We start from the raw sequence: 24,584 nt of genomic DNA, 5'->3' as shown, positions 1-24,584 counted from the left end.
CATGCGGGGCCAGGAGCAGACTGGTCAGGTGAGTGCGAAAACAAGGCGTGGAGAGCTCCGCATCTTCCTCGGAGCCGCTCCTGGCGTCGGCAAGACGTTCTCCATGCTGGGCGAAGCGCACCGGCGGCGGGAACGCGGCACAGATGTGGTCATCGGATTTGTGGAGACCCACGGCCGGGCCAAGACCGCCGATCTGGTCGAGGGCCTGGAAATCGTCCAGCGCAGGCACTCCACGCATCGCGGTGTCGAACTCACGGAGATGGACGTCGACGCCGTGCTGGCCCGCGCGCCCGAGGTCGCGGTGGTCGACGAACTCGCGCACACGAACGTGCCGGGTTCTCGTAATGCAAAAAGGTGGCAGGACGTCGAGGAACTCCTCGAAGCCGGGATTGACGTGCTCTCCACCGTCAACGTTCAGCACCTGGAATCGCTCAACGACGTCGTGCAACGCATAACAGGCGTCCCGCAGCAAGAAACCGTACCTGACGAAGTTGTCAGGAAAGCGGACCAGATGCAGCTCGTCGACCTCACACCAGAGGCGTTGCGGCGCCGGCTCGCGCACGGCGACGTCTACGCGGCCAGCAAGATCGACGCGGCCCTCGGCAACTACTTCCGCGTCGGCAACCTCACCGCTCTGCGGGAGCTCGCGCTGCTCTGGGTCGCGGACCAGGTCGACGTCGCGTTGATGCGCTACCGGGCCGAGCAGCAGATCACCGACACGTGGGAGACGCGCGAACGTGTCGTCGTCGCCATCACCGGTGGCAAGGAGAGCGAGACGCTCATCCGACGCGCGCGCCGCATCGCCACGCGCGCGGGCGGCGACCTTCTGGTCGTGCACGTCCTACGCGGCGATGGTCTTGCCGGGGCTGACCCGCACTCGCTGCAGAAGTACCGCAAGCTCACCGAAGACCTCGGTGCCACGTTCCACACCGTCGTCGGCGATGACGTGCCAACAGCATTGCTGGAGTTCTCGCGCGGGGTGAACGCCACTCAGCTCGTGGTCGGCACATCGCGTCGTTCACGGTTCGCGCGCGCGTTCTCCGCAGGTATCGGCTCCACGGTCGTGCAGGAGTCCGGCGCGATCGACGTCCACATGGTCACGCACCCGGCGACGACCAGCGGCTGGCGCGCCCGGTTCGTGAGCAGCCCGCTCAAGCCGAGCAGGCTCGCGTGGGGCTGGTTCCTCGCGGTCGCCGGTCCCTCGCTGGTGACGGCGGCGGGTGCGTCGATGCGCGGCAGCCTGAACTTCTCCACGAACGTCATCGCGTATCTGCTGGTCACGCTCGTGGTCGCGATCGTCGGCGGACTGGGCCCGGCGATCACGGCGGCGCTGATCAACGCGTTGCTGCTGAACTACTTCTTCACCGAGCCCTTCTACACGTTCACGATCGACGCGCAGCAGAACGTGCTCACCTTCTTCGCGATGATCGTCGTGGGTGTGTCCACGGCGTTGGTGGTGGACTACGCAGCCCGTCGCGCCACGCAAGCAGCCCGCGCACGCACCGAGGCCACGCTTCTCGCGTCGTACGCGCGCACCGTGCTGACGAACCCGTTCCCGCTCGCACGGCTGCTGGAGAAGGTGAAGGAGAACTTCGGCCTGCAGTCCGTTGCGCTGCTGGAACGAGCCGACGGCGAGTGGGAACGCGTGGCGTGCGTTGGAGCGAGCCCGTGCGACGAGCCCGACGAGGCGGACGTCGACATCGCGGTGACCCCGGACGTGCACCTGGCGTTGCGCGGCCGCTCGCTGCCCGCGTCCGACCGCCGGGTCCTGGAGGCGGCCGCCGGGCAGGCGCTGCTCGCGTTGAGGCAGCAACGCATGGCCGAGCAGGCGCTCGAAACCCAGCGCCAGGCGTCGCGGACCGAGCTGCGGACCGCGCTGCTGAGCGCGGTCGGGCACGACCTGCGCACACCGCTGACCTCGATCAAGGCGTCCGTGGGCTCGTTGCGCGACCCGGAGCTGAAGTTGTCCGACGAGGACACCGCCGAGCTGCTGGAGGCCGTCGAGGAGTCCGCGGACCGGCTGACCGGCCTGGTCGACAACCTGCTCGACTCGTCCCGCCTCGCCACGGGCGCCGTGGAGCCGCAGTTCCGCGCCGTCGGCTACTACGAAGCTGTGGCGCGGGCGTTGAGCGGGCTCAACGGCGACATCGAGGTCGACGTCCCGGAGTCGCTCGCGCCCGTGCGCGCCGACGTCGGTCTGCTCGAACGGGTGATCGCGAACGTCGTCGGCAACGCGCTGCGCTACGCCGGTGCTGTGGCGATCAGGGCGTCCGCGCACGGCTCGGAGGTCGAGCTGCGGGTCGTCGACCACGGCCGCGGCCTGCCCAGGGGCACCGCGGACGAGGTCTTTGCCCCGTTCCAGCGCCTGGGCGACCGCACGCCGGGTGGCGTTGGTCTCGGTCTGAGCGTGGCGAAGGGCTTCACCGAGGCGATGGGAGGCACGATCACCATGGAGGACACGCCCGGTGGTGGCCTCACCGTGGTGATCTCGCTGCCGGTGGATGAGAGGGTTTCGTGACGAAGGTACTGGTGGTCGACGACGAGCCGCAGATCGTGCGCGCGCTGAGGATCAACCTCTCGGCACGGGGCTACGACGTGCTCACGGCCCACGACGGTGCCACCGCCCTGCGCCTCGCCGCTGACGGCAAGCCCGACGTCGTGATTCTCGACCTCGGCCTGCCGGACATGGACGGCACGGACGTGATCGCGGGCCTGCGCGGCTGGACCACCCTGCCGATCATCGTCCTCTCCGCCCGCACCGACTCGACCGACAAGGTCGACGCCCTGGACGCCGGCGCCGACGACTACGTGACGAAACCGTTCGGCATGGACGAGTTGCTGGCCCGCCTGCGCGCCGCCGTCCGCCGCTCGGCCGCCACGGGCCCCGAGGACGAGCCGGTCGTGAAGACGGCCTCGTTCACCGTGGACCTGGCGGCCAAGCGGGTGCTGAAGGACGGCGCCGAGGTGCACCTCACGCCCACCGAGTGGGGCCTGCTGGAGGTGCTGGCGCGCAACGCCGGGAAGCTCGTCGCCCAGAAGCAGCTGCTGCGGGACGTCTGGGGCCCCGCGTACGAGAAGGAGACGCACTACCTGCGGGTCTACCTGGCGCAGTTGCGGCGGAAGCTGGAACCGGAACCGGCCCGGCCGCGGCATCTGCTCACCGAGCCCGGCATGGGGTACCGGTTCGAGCCTTAGGGCTTCGGGGCCGGCGTCGACGAGCTCGACGACGAGGAGGATGACGGCGGCGCGGTCGTCGTCGACGACGCCGAAGAAGAGGTGGACGCCGGCGGCTCGGTCCACGACGTGGGCGGGTTGCTGTGCGTCTCCGTCGGCTCGGCCGGGTTCGTCGTCAGCTGGGGCTGCTGCTGCGGAGCGCCCGGCTTGGGCTGCTCGTTCGGCGGCGCGGCCTGCTTGCGGTCCGGCTTGGCCGACGGCTTGCCGGCGCTCGACGACACCGTGACGACGACGGTGCTGGTGCTGCCGTCCGGCGCGACGCTCGTGATGGTCTGCACGACGTCCGCGGACGTGCGTTCCGGGGTCGCCTCGTGGCCGGACGCGGCGAGCATGGACGCGACGGTCGCGAACAGGGTCGCCACCACCACGCCGCCCGCAGCCAGCATGACGGCCGTGCCCACGCGCTTCTTCGGCGGCGCGGGATCGGTTGGTGACTGCGGATGATCTTCCTCGAACACACCCATCTCCTCGTGGGAAACCCGGTCGGATGGACTTGCGTTCGAGTTATCGGCGGAAACGCACCAAAGCCTCAGTCACGCCACACCTTCGTGTAGCTCTGCGTCACTAGGCGGCGACGGGCGTAACCCTGCGCCTACGGAGTCGTTGAGGACGGGTCCGTCGTGGTGGTCGTCGTCGTGGTTGTGGTGGTCGTGGTGGTGGACGTCGTAGTCGACGTGACGACCGGCGGGGTGTCATCGGTCGTGACGGTGGTTGTGGTGCCGTCAGGACGCGTGATGGTGGTGACGCGCGGGGTCTTCTTCGCGGTCGTAGTGGTCGACGTCGTGGTCTCCGGCACGGAGGACGACGTCAGCTCGACCGAAGAAGAGGTGGGGACGGTCGTCGGCACGATGCTCAGGGCGTCGCGCACGGCCTCCTTGCGCTGCGGCTGCGTCGCCGGGGGCTCGGCGGCGTTGTCCGAACCGGCCGCGAGCGAGGCGACGGCGGCGAAGACGGTCGCCAGAACGACGCCGGAGGCGGCGAGGATGATCTGCGGTGCACCGCGAAAGCGCGAGCGCGAGTCCGGTTCCGGGCTCTCGTACACGAAGTTTCCCCTGCTCAACCGTCAGTAGCCGAAGTTCTGGGTCCAGTAGTTGCCACGCGTGTCGAGGCCGACGCCCATGGCGGTGAAGCTGCAGTTCAGGATGTTCTCGCGGTGACCGGACGACTTCATCCAGCCGTCCATGACCGCCTCGGGCGTCGCGTAGCCCATCGCGATGTTCTCGCCGCCGGGCTTCGGGTAGCCCGCGTCCTTCATGCGCTGGGCGAACGTCGTTTTCTCCGGCTGTGACACGTGGTCGAAGTAGCCCTTGTTGGCCATGTCCGCGCTGTGACCCTGCGCCGCGGTCGTGATGCGGTCGTCGATGACGAGGGCTTTGCAGCCCTTCGCCGCGCGGTGGTCGTTCACGATCTCCAGGACGGCCTGCTCCGGGGTCTTGTTCCCGGGCTGCGGCGGCTGGGCGGGCGGCTTCGGCGCTTCGGGAGGCGCCGTCGTGGTGGTGGGGGCCGCTGACGAAGAAGAAGCGGAAGAGGGGGCTGCCGTCGTCGACGAGGTGGTGGGAGCGGAAGAAGAAGACGACGAAGCCGGAACGCCGACGCCCGTGTTGTCGGAGGGCGTCTGTCTGTTGGGTGCTGCCGCGTTGCCGGTGCCGAACTGGTTCGCTGCGTCGGTGCTCTCCTGCTGCGCGGCAGTCGTGAAACTGATGCCGAGAGGGGAGGTGCCGATGAAGGCGAGACCGCCTACGCCGGTTGCACCGATCAGCAGGCCGATTAAGAGGCTGCGGGCACTCACGGGTCGGCACCGTACCACTAATGGGTGATAAACCCCGAGTGCGTCTTCGATCACCTTGGGTGACTACGCAACCATTCGGAGGTGGACGTGCGACTAAACGCGTGGGTGCGAGGACGGGTTCAGGGAGTCGGTTTCCGCTGGTGGACGCGAGCCAGGGCGCTAGAACTGGGCCTGGTGGGCAGTGCTTCGAACCGGCCGGACGGACGGGTCGAGGTGGTGGCCGAGGGTCCCCGCGAGAAGTGTGAACAACTGCTGAAGGCGCTCCGTTCGGGTGAAACCCCTGGTTACGTCGACTCCGTCGGTGAGCAGTGGTCGGACGCGCGGGGTGACCTGACCGGCTTCGTCGAGCGCTGAACCTTCCCGAAAGAAGTGGCGTAGTAAGGGAGCGTGGACTCCGCCGAAGACGTCCTCATCCAGCTGTACGACCGCTGGAGAGGCCCGCTGCTGCACTACGTGCTGCGGCTGGTCGATGGCGACTATCAGCAGGCGGAGGACGTTGTGCAGGAGACACTGCTCCGCGCGTGGCGGCACTACGACGAGCTGAAACCGGACGACGCGGCACCGTGGCTCTACACGGTCGCCAAGAACCTGGTGATCTCCGGATACCGCCGCCGCAACGCACGCGCGACCGAGGTGCCGCTCGAACCGGTGGACCTGCCGCCGGTGAGCGACCAGGTCGAACACGTGCTGCAGACGTGGCAGATCGCGTCGGCGCTGCGGGCGCTCACGCCTGAGCACCGGACGGTCGTCATCGAGCTGTACTACCGCCGCCGCACCGTCGCGGAGGCCGCCAAGACGCTCGGCATCCCGCCGGGCACGGTCAAGTCGCGCTGCTTCTACGCACTGCGGGCGCTGCGCGACGCACTGGAGGAAAGAGGGGTGACCGAGGCATGAGCTGCCAGCTCACCGTCGACGTCGGCGCCTACCTCTTCGGGTCGCTCGACCTCAAGGAGCGGTCCGCGTTCGAGAAGCACCTGTCGGGCTGCGACGCCTGCCAGGCCGAGATGCTGCGGCTGGCCCCGCTGCCGGGCCTGCTGGGCCGCCTGAGCCTGGAGGACGTCGAGAACCTCGACGAGATCCCCGTCAGCCCGCCCAAGCCGAACCATCAGCGCCGTGTGCTCGTCGTCTGCGCGGCCGTCCTCGCGGCGCTCGCGCTGGCGGGCGGCATCCTGTTCCTGCCGTCGGCACCGCCTTCGACCGCGCCGCCCACGTCGTCGCAGCCCGCGACCGAGCCGATGTGGGTCGCGAAAGACCAGGCGACGGGGGTCGACGCCAGCGTCGCGATGGTCACCCGGTCGTGGGGCACGGAGATGTGGTTCATGTTCGCGGGCGTCAAGCCGGGCGCGCGCTGCAAGGTGATGGTGTTCGACCGGCAGGGCCGGCGTGAGATCGGCGGCTGGTGGGGCTCGGATCACGCACCTGACGAGCGGATTCCCGGTTCCACGTCGTTCCGGGTAGATCAAATAGATCACCTGGAAGTGTCGGACGACAGCGGATTGTTGGTTACTCTCCGTCCATAGAAACGCAGGTCACGGCCCGCCTCACGCATCCAACGCAAGCGTTTGGGTACTCTGCCCCGCGTGCATCTCAAGAGCCTGACGCTGAAAGGCTTCAAGTCTTTCGCCTCGGCTACCACGCTGCGCTTCGAGCCCGGCATCACCTGTGTGGTCGGCCCCAACGGGTCCGGCAAGTCCAACGTGCTCGACGCGCTGCGCTGGGTGATGGGCACGCAGGGCGCCAAGGACCTGCGCGGCGGCAAGATGGAGGACGTCATCTTCGCCGGCACGTCCGGCCGCGCGCCGCTCGGTCGCGCCGAGGTGACGCTGACGATCGACAACTCCGACGGCATGCTGCCGATCGAGTACACCGAGGTGTCGATCACCCGCCGGATGTTCCGCGAGGGCGCCACCGAGTACGAGATCAACGGCAACTCCTGCCGTCTCATGGACATCCAGGAGCTGCTCTCGGACTCCGGCATCGGCCGCGAGATGCACGTGATCGTCGGTCAGGGCCAGCTCGCCGCGATCCTCGAGTCCAAGCCGGAGGAACGCCGCGCCTTCATCGAGGAGGCCGCCGGTGTCCTGAAGCACCGCAAGCGCAAGGAAAAGGCGCTGCGCAAGCTCGAGGCGATGCAAGCGAACCTGACGCGCCTCACCGACCTCACCACCGAACTTCGCCGCCAGCTCAAGCCGTTGGGCAAGCAGGCCGAGATCGCTCGCCGCGCCCAGGTCGTGCAGTCCGAGCTGCGAGACAGCAAGCTCCGCCTGCTCGCCGACGACCTCGTCACGCAGCGAGAGGCCATCGCGCAGGAGGAACACGACGAGGCGAAGGCCCGCGAGCGCCGCGCCGAGGTCGAGAAGTCGTTGCAGGCGGCGCAGTACCAGCAGAACGAGCTGGAGGAGCGGGTCGCCGCCGACTCGCCGAAGCTGCAGGCCGCGCAGGACACCTGGTACCGGCTGTCCGCTTTGGAGGAACGTCTTCGCGGCACGGTGAGGCTGGCCGCGGAACGGGCGCGGCACCTGTCCGCCGACGTGGACGCGCCCTCGCGCGGCCGCGACCCGGACGACCTCGACCGCGAGGCCGAGGAGACCGCCGAGATGGAGCTGGAGCTCCAGGAAGGCGTGACCGAGGCGCGCATCGCGCTCGCGGAGGCCGTGGAGACGCGGTCCGAGCTGGAGCGCATGGTGTCGCAGGCGGAGAAGGCGCACATCGCCGCAGTCCGCGCGATCGCCGACCGCCGTGAAGGCCTGGCCCGTCTGTCGGGTCAGGTGGAAGCGTTGCGCAGCAAGACGAACGCCACCGCCGAGGAGATCGAACGTCTCTCCGTCACGGTCGTCGAGGCCTCCGAACGCGTCGAGTTCGCGTCGATGGAACTGGCCGAGGCGCAGGCGGTCACCGGCTACGAGGACGAGGGCGACAGCGGGCTCGACGAACGCCACCGACACGCCGTGCAGTCCAACGACGCGGCACGGCAGCGCGTCGAGGAGCTGGTGAAGGCCGAACGCACCGCGGAACGAGACATCGCGTCGTGGCGCGCGCGCGTCGACGCACTCTCGCTGGGCTTGACGCGCAAGGACGGTGCGGGCGCGCTGCTCGCGTCAGATGTGCCGGGGCTGCTGGGTTCTGTCGCGGCACTGCTGACCGTCGAGCCCGGTTTCGAGGTCGCGCTGGCAGCCGCACTCGGCCCGATCGCCGACGCCGTCGCGGTGTCGTCCGGCGACGGCGCGCTGCAGGCCCTGAAGCTGTTGAAGGAGAAGGACGCCGGCCGCGCCGGTGTACTGATCGGCTCGCACGGGTCCACTGTGGACACCTCGCAGTGGGGCTACCTCCCGCACGGCGCGCGGTGGGCCATCGACGTCGTGCACGCGCCCGAGGCGTTGCGTCCGGCACTGGCCCGCGCGCTCGATCGCCTTGCGGTGGTCGAGGATCTGGACACGGCGGCTCGTCTGAACGTCCGCGCCGTCACGCGCGAGGGTGACATCTTCGGCACGGACTGGGCGATCGGTGGCTCGGGTGCCCGTGGCCAGAGCGTCATCGAGGTCCAGGCGGCCGTCGACGAGGCGCAGGAAGCCCTGGCGACCGCGGAACGCGCGCTGGAGCACGCCTCGGCCGCGCTCGAAGGCGCCCGTGCCGAGCAGCAGGCTCGCCGCAAGGTGCTCGACGCGGTCAAGGAAGCCATGCAGGAGGCCAAGGTTCGCCAGGCCCGCTCCGGCGAGCGGCTGAACCGGATGCGCGCCGCGGTGCGGTCCGCGGAGGCCGAGGTCAGCCGCATCACCGAGCAGCGCGCCAAGGTCGAGCGGTCGCGCGAGGAAGCCCTGCTGAAGCTGGGCGAGCTCGAAGAGCGGCTGCTGATGGCCGAGGAGGAGCAGACCCTCGACGACGAGCCGGACACCGAGCAGCGCGACGCGTTGGCCGCTGAGCTCGCTTCTGCGCGTCAGAGCGAGATGGACGCACGTCTTGTGCAGCGCACGGCCGAGGAGCGCGCACGTGCGTTGCAGGGCAAGGCAGAAGGCCTTCGCCGTGCCGCGCGCGCCGAGCGTGAGGCCCGTGAACGTCACGCCCGTGCGACGCAGCACCGTGCGCGCGGTGCCCTGGTCGCCAAGGCCGTGGCCCGTGGCGGTGAGCAGGCGCTGGAGCGCATCGAAATTTCGCTGCACCGCGCCGCCCGTGAGCGCGACCAGGCCCAGGAACGCCGTCAGCAGCACGAACTTCTGCTGACCCAGGTGCGCAACCTGGTGCGCGAGATGTCCGGCGAGCTGGAGAAGCTCGTCGACGCCGTGCACCGCGACGAGGTCCTGCGCGCCGAGCAGCGCCTGCGCATCGAAACGCTGGAGACCAAGATCTCCGAGGACTTCGGCATCGGCCTGGAAGACCTCGTCAACGAGTACGGGCCCGACGTCATGGTGCCCGCCTCGGCCGCCGAGATGGCCGAGTACCAGGCCGCCAAGGAACGCGGCGAGCAGGTCTCCGAGCCGCAGCCGATGCCGTACGACCGCGACACCCAGTCCCGCCGCGCCAAGCGTGCCGAGCGCGACCTGTCGTTGCTGGGCAAGGTCAACCCGCTGGCGCTGGAGGAGTTCGCGGCGCTGGAGGAGCGCTACAAGTTCCTCTCGACCCAGCTCGAGGACATCAAGGACACCCGCCGCGACCTGCTCACGGTCGTGAAGGAGGTCGACGACAAGATCCTCGAGGTCTTCACGTCGGCCTACGAGGACGTGGCGCGCGAGTTCGAGATCGTCTTCAAGGTCCTGTTCCCCGGTGGCGACGGCCGTCTGGTGCTGACCGAGCCCGGCGACATGCTGACCACCGGCATCGAGCTGGAGGCCCGCCCGCCCGGCAAGAAGGTCAAGCGCCTGTCGCTGCTGTCCGGTGGCGAGAAGTCGCTGGCCGCGGTCGCGATGCTGGTCGCGATCTTCCGCGCCCGCCCCTCACCGTTCTACGTGATGGACGAGGTCGAGGCGGCGCTGGACGACACGAACCTGCACCGCCTGATCGGCCTGTTCGAGCAACTGCGGGAACGGTCGCAGCTGCTGATCATCACGCACCAGAAGCCCACCATGGAGATCGCGGACGCGCTGTACGGCGTCTCGATGCGCGGTGACGGCATCTCGCAGGTGATCTCGCAGCGGCTGCGCACCCACGAGCAGGCGCCTGCCGTCGCGGTGGCGAAGGCGCCAGAAGACGTGCGGGAAGACGCGCCGGCGGAAGACGTGCCAGGAGACGTGCCGGCCGAGGCCTAGAAGAGGGCGGTCGGGGCGGTGCCTGGGGGGCTAAGACCAACCCCGACCGCGGCCTTTACGTAGGGCTGCGCCGTGCGCGGTGACCTTCCTCTTAGGGGAGGGAGGTCCCCCGTATCACCGTGCAGACGCAGCCCGGCGCCTGAAGGGGTGAGATCCCCCAGTTCAACCTCACCGCTCCGAGTGCGCACGGACCACTCTGCACGACCGAGCTTGTGAAAACCTTGTATCCGCAGGTCAGTCGCGGTTCGCGTCCAGTCGCGCGGCCTCTTCGGGGCTCGGCGCGGTGCCGCCGAGGTGCCTCGGGGCCCACCAGGCACCGGTGGGGTCGGTGGGGTAGCCGGCCTGCGCGGTGTCCAGCAGGTCCTGCATCCGCTTGCGCAGCAAGGTGTCGCCGGAGTCACCGGGGGAGGCCTCGAACGGCTCGCCGATGAGGATGGTGATCGGCACGTGCCGCTGCGTCAGGTCCTTGGGCCGGCCCTTGGTCCACAGGCGCTGGGTTCCCCACAGCGCGACCGGGATGAGCGGGACGCCGGCCTCGTGCGCCAGGCGGTTCGCGCCGGACTTGATGTCCTTGACCGTGAACGAGCGGCTGATGGTCGCCTCGGGGAAGATCCCGACGACCTCGCCGGTGCGGAGCGCGGACAGGGCCTGCTGGAAGGAGGCCTGGCCCGCGCTCCGGTCGACGGGGATGTGGTGCATGCCGCGCATGAGCGGGCCTGCGATCTTGTTGGCGAAGATCTCGTGCTTCGCCATGAACCGCGTGAGGCGCCCCGAGGGACGTGCGCCGTAGCCCGCGAAGATGAAGTCGAGGTAGCTGACGTGGTTCGACGCCAGCACCGCTCCACCTGTGCGCGGGACGTTGTGCGCCCCTTCGACGGTGAGCCGCATGTCCAGCACCTTGAACATGAGCTTCGCCGCGGCGATCACCGGGGGATATACGCGATCCGACATGCTTCCGAACGGTAGCCGGAAAAGCTACTGACCGGTAGCGGCCCTTTCGTTGTCTCGGATGACCCTCGGCACACCCGCGAGGTCCTCGTCGTTGCACAGCAACTTGAGGTCGTAGTACGGGTTGCCCTTGGTGTCGTCGTAGTCGAGATGAACTGCGATGACGTCCACGGGCTCGCCCAGCCAGTCCTGCGTCTGCCGCAGCCACGCGGCGGCACGTTCGAGGGCAGTGGGCAGATCATCGTCTCGGAATTCGACCGGCCGGTAGGGAACACCCTGGACGCCGTCCCGGTTGTTCGTCGGCAAGGGCAGGTCGACGGCCACCCCGGATTCGCTGAGATCGAGTTGGATCGTTTCCTCACTCACTGTAGAAGAGTCCCCCACCCTCACCAGCCCTGCAAGCCCGAATCTGGGTGGCGCCCCGTACGCCGTGCACGATCGTGATGGGGCATACCAGCGCTGATGAGGCACTCGGTGTGAGTGTTGTCTCTCACTCTTCGGTTCAGGTGGAGCGCTTCAGAAACTCGATCTCGCTCTTCAGCTTGGTGATCCGGTCGTGGGTGGGCATGAGCACGCGCGACAGGACTGCCAGCAACTGCTCCAGCTCCTCGGCCGCGCCTTCGGTGTCACCGGTCCGGTAGCGCAGGTTGGCAAGCAGTTGCCGGGTCTCCAAGACGTCGTCGTGCTCGGGGCCGAGCACCCGCACCTGGTCGCGCAGCAACGGCTCGCCGACGGCGACCGCTTTGGCGAACTGCGCCGCTGTGCCGAGCACGCCCACCAGGTTCGCGCGGACGTCGAGGGTCTGGGGGTGATCGGCGCCGACCTCGGCCGTGAGATCCTTCACGAGTGTCCGGAACTCGGCGATCGCACCCCGGAAGTCGCCCGCGTGCGCCTTGGCCTTGGCCAGGTCGTTCCGCGTCCTGAGCGCACCGGGCAGGTCATCACCGATCTGGGTGGACATCCCCGCCATTTTACCCGTCCGAAAACTCCCTCGCGTCCAGCCGTCGCGGGAGCAACCATTCCTTCTATGTACGACATTCGTTTCGCCGAACCTGGCGACCTCGGCGCCACGATGGCGCTCCTGGTCCGGCTCCAGGCCGACTCAGCGCATCACATCGGCTACCTCGGTGAGACAGTCGAAGAGCTCCGCGCGGAGCTCGCCGAGTTCGAGCCCAGCTGGGCCGACTGCACGGTGGTGGCCGTCGACGCCGACGACAACATCACCGGCATGCTCAGCGTGGAGATCGACGCGGAGCTGGGCCGCGCGTGGCTGCACGGGCCGTTCGTCGACGTACCGGTCAACCATCCCGCGGGCAGCCGCATCTGGGATCAGACCGCCGACGCGATGTTCCGGCGCGCCGCCGAGCTCCTCACCGGCATCACCGATCTCGAGCTGTACGGGCACACCTCGCACCGGCGGCTGGCGGCGTTCGCCGAACGCCACGGCTTCAGCGCCGGCAAGGCGAGCGCCATCCACGTGCTGGACAACGGGGAGCTGCGCACTTTGCTGCTGCGGGACGCGAAGTGTCCCAGCGAACGTGAGATGCGCGTCCTGCCGACCGACAAGCACGTGCACGAGGCCGTGGCCGTGTTGCACGAGCGATGTTTCCCGCGGACTTACCTGTCCGGCAAGCAACTCGTCGAATCCAAACCGGAGACCCGCACGGTCGTCGTCGCGATGGACGGCGAACGCGTCATCGGGTACGCGGCGGGCAAAGCTCAACCCGAGGAGTACTACGTCGACTTCGTGGCCGTGGAACCCGATGTTCGCGGTCAGGGCGCCGGCGCCGCGCTCGTCACCGAGCTGCTGTGGAAGCTCGCGGCCGAGCACGGCGCCCGGCCGCAAGCCGCCGCGTCGATCTACTCCGGCAACGAGTCGTCGCAGAACATGTTCGCCCGCCTAGGCTTTCGTCTCCACATCGAGCTCGTCGCTTACCGCCACACTGCGTGAATGCCGCAATGACAGCAATCCACCCACGAGCAAGGTGACCGCCACCCCCAGAGGCGTGTTCCACCACCCCGTCAAGGACTTCAGCTCAGACGTCGCTTTGCCGAAGTTGATCGTCGGCGTGCCGCCGGCGAACTTGACGCCCAGAATCACGAACCCGACGACCAGCACCGTCGTCACGAACGCGATGATCGCGTCCGCCTGCGTGACGCGCTTGAAGATGAGGCCGAGGAGGAAGGCCCCGAGCAGCGCGCCGTAGGTGTAGCCGGCGATGCCGAGCGCCTGCACCACGATCGGGTCCGCCGTGGTCTTGTTCGAGGAGGCGAACAGGCCCGCGCACACGATCAGCAGTCCCGCCCACACCAGGGTCCAGATCCGGCCGTGGCGCAGGCGTTCGTCGTCGGTCATCGGGGTCTTGCGGATGCGTTCGTAGACGTCCGTGACGGTCGAGGAGGCCAAGGCGCCCAACGACGACGACAGCGCGGCCGCGAGGATGCCGGCGATCACGAAGCCGGACAGGCCCGAAGGCAGCTCGCGGACGATGAAGTTGCCGAACAGCTCGTCCTTGTTGCCGAGCTTGAGGCCCTTCACCGGGTCGACGCCGTTGTAGAACGCCCACAGCATGACGCCGATGAACAGGAAGAACGCGAACTGCAGGAACACCACGACACCGGAGGCGATCAACGCCTTCTGCGCGGCCTTCACGTCCCGCGTGGCCATGAGCCGCTGCACGATCAACTGGTCCGCGCCGTGCGAGGCCATCGACAGCAGCGCACCGCCGAAGAAGGCGGCCACGAACGGATAGGCGCCCGTCAGCGGTGACGAGGTGAAGTCGAAGATCTGGAACTTGCCGACGTCCGCGGCCTTAGAGAGCCATCCGTCCGGCAGCTTGCCGGCGAGCCACCAGATCACCACGACGCCACCGAGCACGTACCAGAGCATCTGGATGGCGTCGACCCACACGACCGCGCGCACGCCGCCGAAGAAGCTGTAGAACACCATCGCGACGCCGAGCGCCACGATGATCAGCCAGTACGAGGCGTCGATCCCGTACTGGGCCAGCACCAGCTTGATCGGGATCGCCGTCGCGAAGAGCCGGATGCCGTCCGCGAGCAGGCGCGTGAAGAGGAACGTCACGGACGCCGTGGCGCGCATGCCGTTGCCGTAGCGCTTGCCCAGGAACGCATACGCCGTCACGAGGTCACCGGCGACGTACTTCGGCAGCAGCACGAAGCTGACGATGATCCGTCCGACGATGTACCCGAGCGCGAGCGTCAGGTACGTCATGCCGCCCTGCGCGGGTGTCGCCATGTAGGCGATCACCGGCACGCTCAGGACGGTGAGCGTCGACGTTTCCGCGGACACGACCGACAGGCAGACGACCCACCACGAGATGCGGCTCTCGCTGACGAAGTAGTCGGTGGACGACTTCTGCCTGCCGCCGATCCACGTGCCGAGCAACGGCATGCCGACGAGGAAGACCGCGATGATCGCGAGATCTAGGCCAGCCACTTCGGTTCCCCCACTTTCAGCTTGGTCACGGCGGTGGTGACGGGCTCGGGCAGCCTCAATGGCCCGTTTCCGGGCGTGATGCTGCCCAGCAGCCGCGGCCCGGACGCACCGGTCGCGGACGGCGTGTTGCCCGCGATCCCGTGCCACGTCAGGAATCCGAGCAGTGCGGCGAGGTAGGCCTCCTTGCCGTCACGCGGCAGGCCCAGCGAGTCGCTGATCTTCAACGGGATCGGGTCGAGCGCCTTCGTGAGCGCTTCCACGAGCACCGGGTTCCGCATCCCGCCACCGGACGCGACGACCGTGCTCGCGTCGTGCGCGCGGCAGGTGTCGGCGATGGTGCGGGCGGTCAGCTCGGCGAGGGTGCGGAGCATGTCCTCGGCCGGGACCGTTGGAAACCCTTGCAGGTACTCGGCGTTGAAGAGCTCCTTGCCCGTCGACTTGGGCCAGGGCTTCGAGTAGTACGGGTCGGCGAGCAGCTTCTTGAGGATGTCCTCGCGGACCGTGCCCCTGCGCGCGAACTCGCCGTTGGTGTCCTGGCGTCGCTGGCCGTTGGAGATGACCTCCATGACGGCGTCCATCAGCGCGTTGCCTGGCCCGGTGTCGTAGGCGATCGGTGGTGTCCCGGGTCTTACGACGGTGATGTTGGCGATGCCGCCGATGTTCAGCGCGATCGAGGGCGCGTCGCCGACCATGCCGGTCAGCCACAGTTCGTCCAGCGTGCTCGCGAGCGGCGCCCCCTGGCCGCCTGCCGCGACGTCGCGGACCCTCAGATCGGCGATCACCGGGACGCCCGTGCGTTCGGCGATCCACGCGGGCTGCCCGAGCTGCAACGTGCCGAGGCAGTCGCCGTCCTGGACCTCGTGGTGGACGGTCTGGCCGAGCGAGCAGATCAGGTCCGCCGGCAGGTACCCGGCGGCGACTTCGCCGAAAGCCTGCCCCAGCGACGTGTCGAAGGCGCACACTTCAGCGAGATCCCGGGGTTTCTCGAGCAGATCCTTCGGGAACGGGTGTTCGGCGCTTTGCACCGGTACGAGTTCGACGACGTCGCCGTTGATCGACAGGTCGGCGACGGCGACGTCGATGCCGTCCATCGACGTGCCGGAAATCAGTCCGATCACCCTCACGACGTGTGGTCTATTCCACACTCTGGTCGGATGCAAGTGCTTTGGTGAAATCTTCGCCTAATTGAGCAGTAGATGGTTGACAGGTCACATGCGGGCCTGTGAAACCATGAGCGCGTGTCGACGTCCTCCCTTGTCCTGATCCTCGTAGTCGTGGCGGTCGTGCTGATCGCCGCGCTGGTGACCGGCGTGGTGCTGACGCGTCGCCGTCGCATCAGCCTCACCCAGAAGGAAGAGGCGCCCCGCCCCGGCGGCTACGAGGCCTCGTCGGGCTTCTCGCTGGCCCCGGCCAAGCCCGAAGCCGAACCGGTCGAGCACCCGGTGGCCGAACGCACCGAGGTGGACGGTCAGCCGGGCGTGGGCGACGACGCCTCCGTGCCGCGCGACTCGGTGAAGCGCGGCTTCGTCGAGGTCGACCTGCCGGAGGAGGCCTCCGAGGTCGAGGAGATCGAGCCGACGGCGGGCCGCCTGGAACGCCTGCGCGGCAAGCTCTCCAAGTCGCGCAACGCCTTCGGCTCCTCGCTGCTGGGCCTGCTGGGCGCGGGCGACCTGGACGAGGACTCGTGGCAGGACGTCGAGGACACGCTGCTGATCGCCGACCTCGGCGCAGCGACCACGACCGAGATCGTCACCACCCTGCGCACGAAGCTCGCCGGTTCCGGTGTCCGGACCGAGGCCGAGGCATCCGCCCTGCTGCGCTCGGTCCTGGTGGACGCGCTGCACCCGGAGATGGACCGTTCCCTCAAGGCGCTGCCGCACGCCGGCAAGCCCGCCGTGCTGCTCGTGGTCGGCGTCAACGGCGTCGGCAAGACCACCACCACCGGCAAGCTCGCCCGCGTGCTCGTGGCCGATGGCCGCACGGTGCTGCTGGGTGCCGCTGACACGTTCCGTGCCGCCGCTGCCGACCAGTTGGAGACCTGGGGCAAGCGAGTGGGCGCCGAGACCGTGCGCGGGCCTGAGGGCGGCGACCCGGCCTCCGTGGCGTTCGAGTCGGTCAAGCGGGGCATGGACACCGGCGTCGACACCGTGCTGGTCGACACCGCGGGCCGCCTGCACACCAAGAAGGGCTTGATGGACGAGCTCGGCAAGGTGAAGCGGGTCGTCGAGAAGCAGGCCGTGGTGGACGAGGTCCTGCTCGTCCTGGACGCCACCACGGGCCAGAACGGCCTCACCCAGGCGCGGGTGTTCGCCGAGCAGGTCGACATCACCGGCATCGTGCTGACCAAGCTGGACGGCACGGCCAAGGGCGGCATCGTCTTCCAGGTGCAGCGCGAGCTGGGCGTGCCGGTGAAGCTCGTCGGTCTCGGCGAAGGTGCCGACCACCTGGCGCCGTTCGAGCCCGGCGCCTTTGTGGACGCTCTGCTCGGCTGAGTCACCTCTGCTGGGTTACATCTGTTCGGCGAGATCGCGTGCGACGTCGATGGCGATCTCGCGCGTGCGGAGCGCGAGCGGGGACTCGGTGCGCCCGGAAGGCCAGTGCAGGAACAGTTCGCGGGCAGGCGCCGGCTTCAGCGGGTGGATGCTGAGCTGATCGTCGGACCAGGCGTCATGGGCGTGCAGGGCGAGCCACGGCAGCACCGCGCAGCCGATGCCGGCACGCACCATCGACAGGATGGTCTCGTGACCCGTGGTGCGGAACACGAACCGCGGCCGGGCGCCGGCGCGGGCGAGCGTCCGTTCCAGCCATCGCTGGTAGTAGGTGGGCGGCCAGCCGACCATCGGAGCGTCGTCGAGCAGTTTCGCGCGCACCGGGCCGGCCGGGAACGTGCCCGTGCGCGTCACCAGGAGGTACTGCTCGTCGAAGAGCTTGACGCTCTCGACGTCGCCTTCGACGTGACCGTCGTGGAACATCAGGTCGAGATCCCCGATCCGCGGATCCTCCGGCTTCACGTCGGACAGCCTGATGTCGCAGCCGGGATGGGAGTCCAGCAGCCGGCGGATGACGACCGGCAGGATCAGCGTGGACACGCCCTGGAACGTGCCGATGTCGATCCGGCCGTTGCCCGCCAGGAAGCGGTCGACGGCGTCGTTCAGCGCCTCCGCCCTGTGCAGCAGTTCGCGGCCGTGGGCCAGGACCACCTCGCCCAGCGGCGTGATCCGGACGGGTTTCGGCCCGCCTGGGCGATCGAAGACGGGGCCGCCGACGGCCTTTTCGAGCGCCGCGATCTGCTGGCTCACCGACGACTGGGTGTAGCCGAGCCGGGCCGCCGCCTGGCCGAACGTTCCTTCCTCGGCGATCACGGCCATGGCCCGCAGGTGACGCAGTTCGAGGTCCGCCATGTCGTTAAGCATAAGTGCTGGCGATTGCTTTGATCGGAAGTCATCGCTTTTCGTGATGCACTTGCGAACCTAGCGTGGTTGCCATGACGACTTCGACGCTCAGCCCGAGCCGACCGCTTCTGGAGTTGCCCAAGCTGGTCTGGGCCCTGGCGGCCACGCAGTTCGTCGGCAGGGCTGGGGGCGTGGTCCGGTCGTTCCTGGTGCTGTACCTGACGCAGGCGCAGCACCTCTCGCCCGCGACGGCGGGCACGGTGGTCGCGGCTGTCGGCGTGGGAGACATCGGATCCCAGCTGCTCGGCGGCTGGCTGGGAGACAGGATCGGCCGCCGCAACACGATGCTGGTGGGGTTCGTGGGTGCCGCGGTGGCACTCACCGCGCTCGGCTCAGCCGACTCGATGCCCGAGATCTGGCTGGCCGCCGTCGCGGTCGGACTGACCGTCGAGCTGCACCGCCCGGCTGGGTCCGCCGCGGTGGCCGATCTGCCCGCGTCGCAGCGGATCCGTGCGTTCGGGTTGCTCTACTGGGCGGCCAACCTCGGCTTCTCCGTCGCAACGGTGGCGGCCGGAATCTTGGCCCAGTACGGCTACGGGCTGTTGTTCTGGATCAACGTGACGGCCTCGCTGGTCGCGGCGCTGATCGTGTGGCGCCAGGTGCCGGAAACCCGTCCGGCTGGGTCGGTGCAGACGCGGCAGGCGCTGTTGCCCGTGGTGCTGCGCGACCGGTTGATGATCGCGATGATGGCGATTCACGTCGGCTACTTCACGTTGTTCCTGCAGACGTTCACGACGTTGCCGTTGCTGATGACGGCTGATGGTCTCGGCCCCGCGACGTACGGCGCGGTGCTGGCGCTGAACGGTGTCGCCATCGTGGCGCTGCAGCCGGTGGCGGTCCGGGTGCTCGCCGGTCGCAACGGCACCGCGGTGTCGGCCGTGTCGATGCTGCTGGTCGGGGCCGGTGCCGCGCTCGGCGCCGTGAGCCACGGCGGCGCGGGCTTCGCCGGATCGGTCCTGATCTGGACCCTCGGCCAGATCGGCATCGCCGTCCGGTTCGGCGACACCTTCGCCGACCTCGCGCCGGCCGAGCTGCGCGGCGGGTACATGGGTCTCGCCTCGACCACCTGGAGCGTCGGCGCGGTCCTCGGTCCGCTGGCCGGAACAGCGCTGCTCGGCCTGGCCGGACCGGCCGTTCTCGGATCGGCCTGCGCGATCGGCGGGGTCGCGCTCTTCGCGGCTCAGCGGGCGCTCGCACCGGCACTGCGCCGTCGGACCGGCTGAGGCTGTCAGACCCGCTGAGACCGTCGGACCCGCTGAGTACGTTGTGATGCAGGGGTTCCCAGCTCGGGGGACCCCTGCGTCAGCTTGCGCGGTCCGCGAGCCTCTTCGCGACCGCCAGCACCTCGGGCAGGATCCGCGACACGGCTTCCTTCGTGAGCCGGCCCTCCGGCCCCGACACCGACACCGCCGCCAGCGCGGGCCCGCCGACCACCGGCACCGCGATGCACCGGACCCCGAGCTCCTGTTCGGACTCGTCGAGCGCGAACCCGCGCTCGGCGATCTCGTCCAGCGAGTCGAGCAGCTCGGCGGCGTCCGTGATCGTGTTGGGCGTGTAAGCGGGCAACCCGGTGCGGTCGAGCAACGCCCGGACCTCGTCGCGGGGCAGCTGCGACAACATCGCCTTGCCGACCCCGGTCCCGTGCGGCAGCAACCGCCGCCCCACCTCGGTGAACATCCGCATCGAGTGCTTGGACGGCACCTGCGCCACGTAGACGACCTCGTCACCGTCGAGGACCGCGAGGTTTGCCGTCTCCTCCACGGAGTCAACCAACTGCGACAGGAACGGCCGGGCCCACGTCCCGTACTGCCGGGAGGCGGTCTCGCCGAGGCGGATCAGCCGCGACCCCAGCGTGTACCGCCGGTTGCTGTTCTGCCGCACATACCCCAGCGTGACAAGGGTGCGAATGAGCCGATGGATCGTGGGAAGCGGCAACCCGGACACCGAGGCGAGCTCGGACAGCGACGCCTCCCCGCCCGCGTCGGCGAGCCGTTCGAGCAGGTCGAAGGCCCGCTGAAGGGACTGCACGCCACCTGTGGACACGTGCGGCTCCTCTCATTGCAGTTCCGCAATGCAAAAACTATAGTCCACACAGCAAAACCGAGAGAGGTGGATCCAGGTGCAGGTCCTCACCGAAGAGGCTCTTGAGTTCGTCGCGAAGCTGCACGAGGCGCACGCCGCCCGCCGGGACGAGCTGCTCGCCCTGCGCAAGGAGCGGCGCCCTCTCGGGTTCCTGCCCGAGACCCAGGACGTCCGCGACGGTGAGTGGCAGGTGGCCGAGGCGCCCGAGGCACTGCGCGACCGGCGCGTCGAGATCACCGGGCCCACCGAGCGCAAGATGACGATCAACGCGCTCAACTCCGGGGCGAAGGTGTGGCTGGCCGACCTCGAGGACGCGAACACGCCGCACTGGGACAACGTGGTGCAGGGACAGGTGAACCTGTACGAGGCGGCGCGCGAGACGATCGAGTTCACCTCGCCGGAGGGCAAGGAGTACCGGCTCAAGGGCGGGCCGTACCCGACGATCGTCGTGCGGCCGCGCGGGTGGCACCTCGACGAGCGCAACCTCCAGTTCGGCGGCAAGAACGCCGTCGGCGCGCTGGTGGACTTCGGGCTGCACTTCTTCCACAACGCGGAGCTCGGCAAGCCCTACTACTACCTGCCGAAGATGGAGTCGCACCTCGAAGCGCGGCTGTGGAACGACGTCTTCACCACGGCGCAGAAGCTCAAGGGCGTCCCGCACGGCACGATCCGCGCGACGGTGCTCATCGAGACGATTCCGGCCGCGTTCCAGATGGAGGAGATCCTCTACGAGCTGCGCGACCACGCGTCGGGGCTCAACGCCGGTCGGTGGGACTACCTGTTCAGCGTCATCAAGTACTTCCGGGACGCGGGCGCGGACTTCGTGCTGCCGGACCGCAACAGCGTGACGATGACGGCGCCGTTCATGCGCGCGTACACCGAGCTTCTGGTGAAGACGTGCCACAAGCGCGGGGCGTTCGCCATGGGTGGCATGGCGGCGTTCATCCCGAACCGGCGCGATCCCGAGGTCACGGAGAACGCGTTGCGCAAGGTTCGTGAGGACAAGACGCGCGAGGCGAACGCCGGCTTCGACGGGTCTTGGGTGGCGCACCCGGACCTGGTGCCGATCTGCCGCGAGATCTTCGACGGCGTGCTCGGCGACAAGCCGAACCAGATCGACAAGCAGCGGCCCGAGGTCAGCGTTACGGCAGAGCAGTTGCTGGACTTCAAGTCGGCGGGCGGTTCGGCCACGCGGGCCGGGCTGGAGAGCGCTGTTGACGTCGGCGTCCGGTACATCGCGTCGTGGCTGGGCGGCAACGGGGCGGCGGCGATCCACAACCTCATGGAGGACGCGGCCACCGCGGAGATCAGCAGGTCCCAGATCTGGCAGTGGATCAACAACAAGGTCGTGCTCGACGACGGCACTCAGGTCACCGCCGACGCCGTGCGGGAAGTCCTGGCGCGGGTGGGCCACGAGGTCGACGGCCCGCACGTCGCGGCCGCCGTCGAGCTGTTCGAACAGGTCGCGCTGTCCGAGGACTTCGTCGACTTCCTGACGCTGCCGGCGTACGAGCGCATCTGATGTACGAGACGTCGCTGTCACCGGAGGACGTCGCGCGGGTGACCGCCCGGCTGTCCACTGTGGAGCGAACCTGGCCGGTGGGCCGTCAGCCCGTGCACACGTGCTACGTGCCCGCCGGTCGCGTCATCGCGACGACGGTCGCCGACTGGGGCCGCGAGGCGCTGGAGTCGATCGAGCCGGACCTGCTGCCGGAACTGCCGGAGGGTGTGCTCGACCGCGTCCGCGCCAAGCTCGCCAGGGAGCCGATCGAGGACCTGAGGATCGACTTCGAGGACGGCTACGGCGCGCCAGAGGACGACGTCGAGGACATGGACGCCGAGAGCACGGCCCATCTGGTGGCCCGGTGGGTGGAGGAGGGCACGGCGCCGCCGTCGTTCGGGCTGCGGATCAAGTCGTTCGACACCAAGGCGTTGCGTGAACGCGGACTGCGCACACTGGACATCTTCCTGACAGCATTGGGAGAGGTTCCGCCAGGTTTCGTGATCACCTTTCCGAAGGTGACATCAGTCGACCAGGTCGAGGTGTTCGGCGAGGTGCTGGACCTCTTCGGCACCGATCTGAAGTTCGAGATCCAGGTCGAGACCACCCAGTCCATTGTGGATCACGATGGACGGCTCGCGATCCCGCGCTTCATCCAGGCGGGCCGGGGCCGGGTGACAGGTCTGCACTTCGGCACCTACGACTACACGGCGGGCTGCGGGTTGTCCGCGGCGCAGCAGCACCTGGCGCACGGCGCGTGCGACTTCGCGCGGCACGTCATGCAGGTTTCCGCTGCTGGGACCGGGGTGCGGCTGTCGGACGGTTCCACCAACGTGCTCCCGGTCGGCGACCAGAAGCAGTACGGCTGGGACACGCACTACCGGTTGACCCGCCGATCACTGAAACACGGTTTCTACCAGGGTTGGGATTTGCACCCGGCACAATTGGTGACACGTTATGCGGCCGTTTACGCCTTCTACCGCGAGGGTTTGGACGCTGATGCCGCGCGGCTGAAGTCCTATGTGCAGCGCGTCTCAGGAGGCGTTCTGGACGAACCCGCGACCGCTCAGGCGCTGTCGTCGTTCTTCCTCCGTGCGGTGGACTGCGATGCGCTCGATCCGGTGGAAGTGCAGGTCGCGACAGGTCTGGACGAGTCAGCGCTGAGAGGCCTCGCCACCCGATCAGGCTGACCGGGTCATCACCCGTTCGTGTGGTTCTGTCAATGGGTGTCGAATGTTCCCGGCAATGGGTGCAGGGTGACTCGCATGAGCATGCGTGCCGGCCTTTGGACAGGGCTACCCGACCTCGACGCGGCGGAGCACAAGTACCAGGTCGTCGCGTGCGAGGCGGATGTGGACACGTTGATCGGACTGCTCGGCAGGCCGGAGTGCAACGACGGATCGCTCGACCACTTCGGCAGGGCGCTGACCGCCGAGGGCGACCCGGACCACAACGTGGTGCTCGCCGTGCGGGGCGGCTGGGGCTACATGTACTACGTCGACAACGTCTTCATGGGCTGGCCGAAGGGCTCCGGGGAAGCGCCGTACGTCAACGAGAAGTACACCGACTTCCCGCCCGGCGTAGGCGTGCCGCTCCCGCTGTACCGGCAGCTGCTGATCGAGTTCATGAAGACCGGCGAACGCCCGAAGGGTGTGGACTGGTACAGCGAGGCAGACCTCTTCCACTCGTGGCGTGACCAGCAGATGTCCTTGCGCTCCAGCGAAAACCGGTGACCTCGGTCTCGTTCGGGTAGCAACGACCGGGCGTGTCGCGTTGTCCGACCCGTGGCGACGCGGAATACCGTTCCGGTGTACCGCAAGGAAGGCACGCGCACGGGTTGTTGCTGCGCGGAGCTCAGATCATGGAGGACTTCTTCCCCGGCTTGAGGGCGTCTCTCGTCGACGCCGGGGCGCAGTTGATGGACGCCGGTTTCGCCCAGGTGCTGACTCCGCACGGGTGGGCCGCGCAGGGGGAGACCGGGCTGCCGATGCGGTCCGTCGGCCGCCCGTTCCTGGAGACCGCCACCGCGTCTCCGCTTCGTTCGCCGACGGCACGAACGTCGTCGGCCTCCGCTTCGACGGGTCCACTGTGGACGGCGTGCGCGTCCGCTCCAAGGACTCCGGTGACGAATCGATCATCGAGGCGTCGCTGGTCGTGATGGCCGCCGGCCGCACCGCGAAGCTGGCCGAGTGGCTGGGTGCCGCGGGCATCGAGGTGCCCGAACCCGCGTCGGCCGACTCGCGGACTGGCTATGCGACCCGGCTGTACGCGTTGCCGCACAACGACGAGGTCGCGATCGGCCAGTTGATCAGCGCGCCTTCTGTTCGCCGCGGCTGCTCCGCCACCCGGATCGAGGGCGGCAAGCTGCTCGTGACGCTGCAGGGTGCCGATGGTGACCACCCGTCGAACGACCCCGAGCGGTTCATGGACTTCGCGCGGTCGCTGGACGTCGGACTGGCCGGCCGGACTGATCGCGGTCGGCGACGCCGTGGCGACGCTGAACCCGCTGTACGGCCAGGGCATGACGGTGGCCGCTTTGGAGGCCGAGCTGCTGCGGAACCACACCGACTTCTCGGCGGAGGGCGTCAAGGCGTTCCAGGCGGCGCTGGCCAAGGTCGTCGCCGGGCCGTTCGGCATGTCGGCCAGAGCGGACGCGCAGTGGTCGCCGGAGTTCAAGCCGGGTCTGATGAACAAGGTGATGGACCGCTGGCAGGTCGCGTTGACGCAGGACGTCGACATGGTGCGCCGGTTCCTGAGCGTCATGCACCTGCAGGCACCGCCGACCTCGCTGCTGAGCCCGTCCGCGCTGTGGAAGCTCCGCAAGGCGACCGTCAACGCCTGACCGAACCTGTCGACGGCTTTCGCCCGAAAACCGTGG

General features: G+C 68.7%; 24 protein-coding genes. 14 read left to right on the top strand and 10 right to left on the bottom strand.

The genetic code is table 11. The features are described from left to right. Nucleotide 1: 1 nt before the first annotated feature. Both ABZ345_RS11075 and ABZ345_RS11070 read left to right on the top strand, forming a co-directional pair. On the top strand, nucleotides 2-2,518 hold the full coding sequence (locus tag ABZ345_RS11075) for a sensor histidine kinase KdpD (protein WP_359845522.1): 2,517 nt from the start codon (nucleotides 2-4) through the stop codon (nucleotides 2,516-2,518). Beyond that, nucleotides 2,515-3,195, top strand: coding sequence for a response regulator (locus ABZ345_RS11070; RefSeq protein WP_359845519.1), 681 nt, complete (start codon nucleotides 2,515-2,517; stop codon nucleotides 3,193-3,195). The genes ABZ345_RS11075 and ABZ345_RS11070 overlap by 4 nt, the downstream gene beginning before the upstream one ends. On the opposite strand, the gene ABZ345_RS11065 is transcribed toward ABZ345_RS11070, so the two are convergent. The 3 genes from ABZ345_RS11065 to ABZ345_RS11055 form a co-directional block, all read right to left on the bottom strand. Beyond that, nucleotides 3,192-3,692 (bottom strand): hypothetical protein, encoded by a 501-nt coding sequence (locus ABZ345_RS11065; RefSeq protein WP_359845517.1) that lies wholly within the window; start codon nucleotides 3,690-3,692, stop codon nucleotides 3,192-3,194. The two genes, ABZ345_RS11070 and ABZ345_RS11065, sit on opposite strands and share 4 nt — an antisense overlap. Before the next feature lie 134 nt (nucleotides 3,693-3,826). Next, a complete protein-coding gene (locus ABZ345_RS11060; protein WP_359845514.1) occupies nucleotides 3,827-4,276 on the bottom strand; it encodes a hypothetical protein in 450 nt (149 codons plus the stop codon). Nucleotides 4,277-4,297: 21 nt separating this feature from the next. Next, a complete protein-coding gene (locus ABZ345_RS11055; protein ID WP_359845511.1) occupies nucleotides 4,298-5,023 on the bottom strand; it encodes a CAP domain-containing protein in 726 nt (241 codons plus the stop codon). Nucleotides 5,024-5,104: 81 nt separating this feature from the next. Between ABZ345_RS11055 and ABZ345_RS11050 the strand changes: the two genes are divergently transcribed. Genes ABZ345_RS11050 through smc form a run of 4 tightly spaced genes read left to right on the top strand, consistent with a single transcriptional unit; the run spans nucleotide 5,105 to nucleotide 10,263 of the window. Continuing rightward, nucleotides 5,105-5,377, top strand: a complete 273-nt coding sequence (locus ABZ345_RS11050) for an acylphosphatase (protein WP_359845508.1) — start codon at nucleotides 5,105-5,107, stop codon at nucleotides 5,375-5,377. 33 nt (nucleotides 5,378-5,410) lie between these two features. Then, the gene (locus ABZ345_RS11045) at nucleotides 5,411-5,917 is read left to right on the top strand and encodes a sigma-70 family RNA polymerase sigma factor (protein WP_359845505.1); all 507 of its coding nucleotides are present in this window, start codon (nucleotides 5,411-5,413) and stop codon (nucleotides 5,915-5,917) included. Then, nucleotides 5,914-6,543, top strand: a complete 630-nt coding sequence (locus tag ABZ345_RS11040) for a zf-HC2 domain-containing protein (protein WP_359845503.1) — start codon at nucleotides 5,914-5,916, stop codon at nucleotides 6,541-6,543. Before ABZ345_RS11045 ends, ABZ345_RS11040 begins: the two co-directional genes overlap by 4 nt. 60 nt (nucleotides 6,544-6,603) lie before the next feature. Next, nucleotides 6,604-10,263 (top strand): chromosome segregation protein SMC, encoded by a 3,660-nt coding sequence (gene smc, locus ABZ345_RS11035; RefSeq protein ID WP_359845500.1) that lies wholly within the window; start codon nucleotides 6,604-6,606, stop codon nucleotides 10,261-10,263. A gap of 234 nt (nucleotides 10,264-10,497) precedes the next feature. On the opposite strand, the gene ABZ345_RS11030 is transcribed toward smc, so the two are convergent. The 3 genes from ABZ345_RS11030 to ABZ345_RS11020 form a co-directional block, all read right to left on the bottom strand. Then, nucleotides 10,498-11,214, bottom strand: a complete 717-nt coding sequence (locus ABZ345_RS11030) for a lysophospholipid acyltransferase family protein (RefSeq protein WP_359845497.1) — start codon at nucleotides 11,212-11,214, stop codon at nucleotides 10,498-10,500. A 24-nt stretch (nucleotides 11,215-11,238) separates the two neighbouring features. After that, a complete protein-coding gene (locus ABZ345_RS11025; protein WP_319970212.1) occupies nucleotides 11,239-11,577 on the bottom strand; it encodes a hypothetical protein in 339 nt (112 codons plus the stop codon). A 136-nt stretch (nucleotides 11,578-11,713) separates the two neighbouring features. Then, nucleotides 11,714-12,172 (bottom strand): tetratricopeptide repeat protein, encoded by a 459-nt coding sequence (locus ABZ345_RS11020; protein ID WP_359845493.1) that lies wholly within the window; start codon nucleotides 12,170-12,172, stop codon nucleotides 11,714-11,716. Nucleotides 12,173-12,238: 66 nt separating this feature from the next. On the opposite strand from ABZ345_RS11020, the gene ABZ345_RS11015 reads away from it, so the two are divergent. Then, the gene (locus tag ABZ345_RS11015) at nucleotides 12,239-13,162 is read left to right on the top strand and encodes a GNAT family N-acetyltransferase (RefSeq protein ID WP_359845490.1); all 924 of its coding nucleotides are present in this window, start codon (nucleotides 12,239-12,241) and stop codon (nucleotides 13,160-13,162) included. Here ABZ345_RS11015 and ABZ345_RS11010 read toward each other — a convergent pair. Then, nucleotides 13,112-14,671, bottom strand: coding sequence for a sodium:solute symporter (locus tag ABZ345_RS11010; protein ID WP_359845487.1), 1,560 nt, complete (start codon nucleotides 14,669-14,671; stop codon nucleotides 13,112-13,114). The two genes, ABZ345_RS11015 and ABZ345_RS11010, sit on opposite strands and share 51 nt — an antisense overlap. Then, nucleotides 14,659-15,789 carry an anhydro-N-acetylmuramic acid kinase gene (locus ABZ345_RS11005; RefSeq protein ID WP_359845759.1) on the bottom strand — a complete coding sequence of 377 codons (1,131 nt, stop codon included), beginning with the start codon at nucleotides 15,787-15,789 and terminating at the stop codon, nucleotides 14,659-14,661. The genes ABZ345_RS11010 and ABZ345_RS11005 overlap by 13 nt, the downstream gene beginning before the upstream one ends. 120 nt (nucleotides 15,790-15,909) lie before the next feature. Between ABZ345_RS11005 and ftsY the strand changes: the two genes are divergently transcribed. Then, nucleotides 15,910-17,163 (top strand): signal recognition particle-docking protein FtsY, encoded by a 1,254-nt coding sequence (gene ftsY, locus ABZ345_RS11000; protein ID WP_359845484.1) that lies wholly within the window; start codon nucleotides 15,910-15,912, stop codon nucleotides 17,161-17,163. 15 nt (nucleotides 17,164-17,178) lie between these two features. On the opposite strand, the gene ABZ345_RS10995 is transcribed toward ftsY, so the two are convergent. Next, a complete protein-coding gene (locus ABZ345_RS10995) occupies nucleotides 17,179-18,072 on the bottom strand; it encodes a LysR family transcriptional regulator (protein ID WP_359845482.1) in 894 nt (297 codons plus the stop codon). An 83-nt stretch (nucleotides 18,073-18,155) separates the two neighbouring features. Here ABZ345_RS10995 and ABZ345_RS10990 point away from each other — a divergent pair, with 83 nt between their 5' ends. Next, nucleotides 18,156-19,346 (top strand): MFS transporter, encoded by a 1,191-nt coding sequence (locus ABZ345_RS10990; protein WP_359845479.1) that lies wholly within the window; start codon nucleotides 18,156-18,158, stop codon nucleotides 19,344-19,346. A gap of 79 nt (nucleotides 19,347-19,425) precedes the next feature. Here the strand turns inward: ABZ345_RS10990 and ABZ345_RS10985 are convergent, their stop codons facing one another. Further along, the gene (locus tag ABZ345_RS10985; protein WP_359845476.1) at nucleotides 19,426-20,166 is read right to left on the bottom strand and encodes an IclR family transcriptional regulator; all 741 of its coding nucleotides are present in this window, start codon (nucleotides 20,164-20,166) and stop codon (nucleotides 19,426-19,428) included. Between the two features lie 76 nt (nucleotides 20,167-20,242). Between ABZ345_RS10985 and aceB the strand changes: the two genes are divergently transcribed. The 5 genes from aceB (at nucleotide 20,243) to ABZ345_RS10960 (ending at nucleotide 24,548) form a co-directional block, all read left to right on the top strand. Further along, nucleotides 20,243-21,727 (top strand): malate synthase A, encoded by a 1,485-nt coding sequence (aceB, locus tag ABZ345_RS10980; RefSeq protein WP_359845473.1) that lies wholly within the window; start codon nucleotides 20,243-20,245, stop codon nucleotides 21,725-21,727. Next, a complete protein-coding gene (locus ABZ345_RS10975; protein WP_359845471.1) occupies nucleotides 21,727-22,896 on the top strand; it encodes an aldolase in 1,170 nt (389 codons plus the stop codon). Before aceB ends, ABZ345_RS10975 begins: the two co-directional genes overlap by 1 nt. 75 nt (nucleotides 22,897-22,971) lie before the next feature. After that, entirely contained in the window at nucleotides 22,972-23,439 is a 468-nt protein-coding gene (locus ABZ345_RS10970) for an Imm1 family immunity protein (protein WP_359845468.1), read from the top strand. Nucleotides 23,440-23,567: 128 nt separating this feature from the next. Next, a complete protein-coding gene (locus tag ABZ345_RS10965) occupies nucleotides 23,568-23,864 on the top strand; it encodes a hypothetical protein (RefSeq protein ID WP_359845465.1) in 297 nt (98 codons plus the stop codon). Nucleotides 23,865-24,098: 234 nt separating this feature from the next. Then, nucleotides 24,099-24,548 carry a hypothetical protein gene (locus ABZ345_RS10960; RefSeq protein WP_359845462.1) on the top strand — a complete coding sequence of 150 codons (450 nt, stop codon included), beginning with the start codon at nucleotides 24,099-24,101 and terminating at the stop codon, nucleotides 24,546-24,548. Nucleotides 24,549-24,584: the final 36 nt, after the last annotated feature.

The sequence above is a fragment of the Lentzea sp. NPDC005914 genome (genome assembly GCF_040629405.1).
Taxonomy (GTDB): domain Bacteria; phylum Actinomycetota; class Actinomycetes; order Mycobacteriales; family Pseudonocardiaceae; genus Lentzea.
This window is presented reverse-complemented; position numbering and strand designations above follow the sequence as displayed.

Coding starts and splice junctions, on each gene's coding strand:
- ABZ345_RS11075 (WP_359845522.1), top strand. CDS start 2: ATGCGGGGCCAGGAGCAGACTGGTCAGGTGAGTGCGAAAACAAGGCGT.
- ABZ345_RS11040 (WP_359845503.1), top strand. CDS start 5,914: ATGAGCTGCCAGCTCACCGTCGACGTCGGCGCCTACCTCTTCGGGTCG.
- ABZ345_RS11030 (WP_359845497.1), bottom strand. CDS start 11,214: ATGTCGGATCGCGTATATCCCCCGGTGATCGCCGCGGCGAAGCTCATG.
- ABZ345_RS11020 (WP_359845493.1), bottom strand. CDS start 12,172: ATGTCCACCCAGATCGGTGATGACCTGCCCGGTGCGCTCAGGACGCGG.
- ABZ345_RS11015 (WP_359845490.1), top strand. CDS start 12,239: ATGTACGACATTCGTTTCGCCGAACCTGGCGACCTCGGCGCCACGATG.
- ABZ345_RS10995 (WP_359845482.1), bottom strand. CDS start 18,072: ATGGCGGACCTCGAACTGCGTCACCTGCGGGCCATGGCCGTGATCGCC.
- ABZ345_RS10990 (WP_359845479.1), top strand. CDS start 18,156: ATGACGACTTCGACGCTCAGCCCGAGCCGACCGCTTCTGGAGTTGCCC.
- ABZ345_RS10975 (WP_359845471.1), top strand. CDS start 21,727: ATGTACGAGACGTCGCTGTCACCGGAGGACGTCGCGCGGGTGACCGCC.
- ABZ345_RS10970 (WP_359845468.1), top strand. CDS start 22,972: ATGAGCATGCGTGCCGGCCTTTGGACAGGGCTACCCGACCTCGACGCG.
- ABZ345_RS10965 (WP_359845465.1), top strand. CDS start 23,568: ATGGAGGACTTCTTCCCCGGCTTGAGGGCGTCTCTCGTCGACGCCGGG.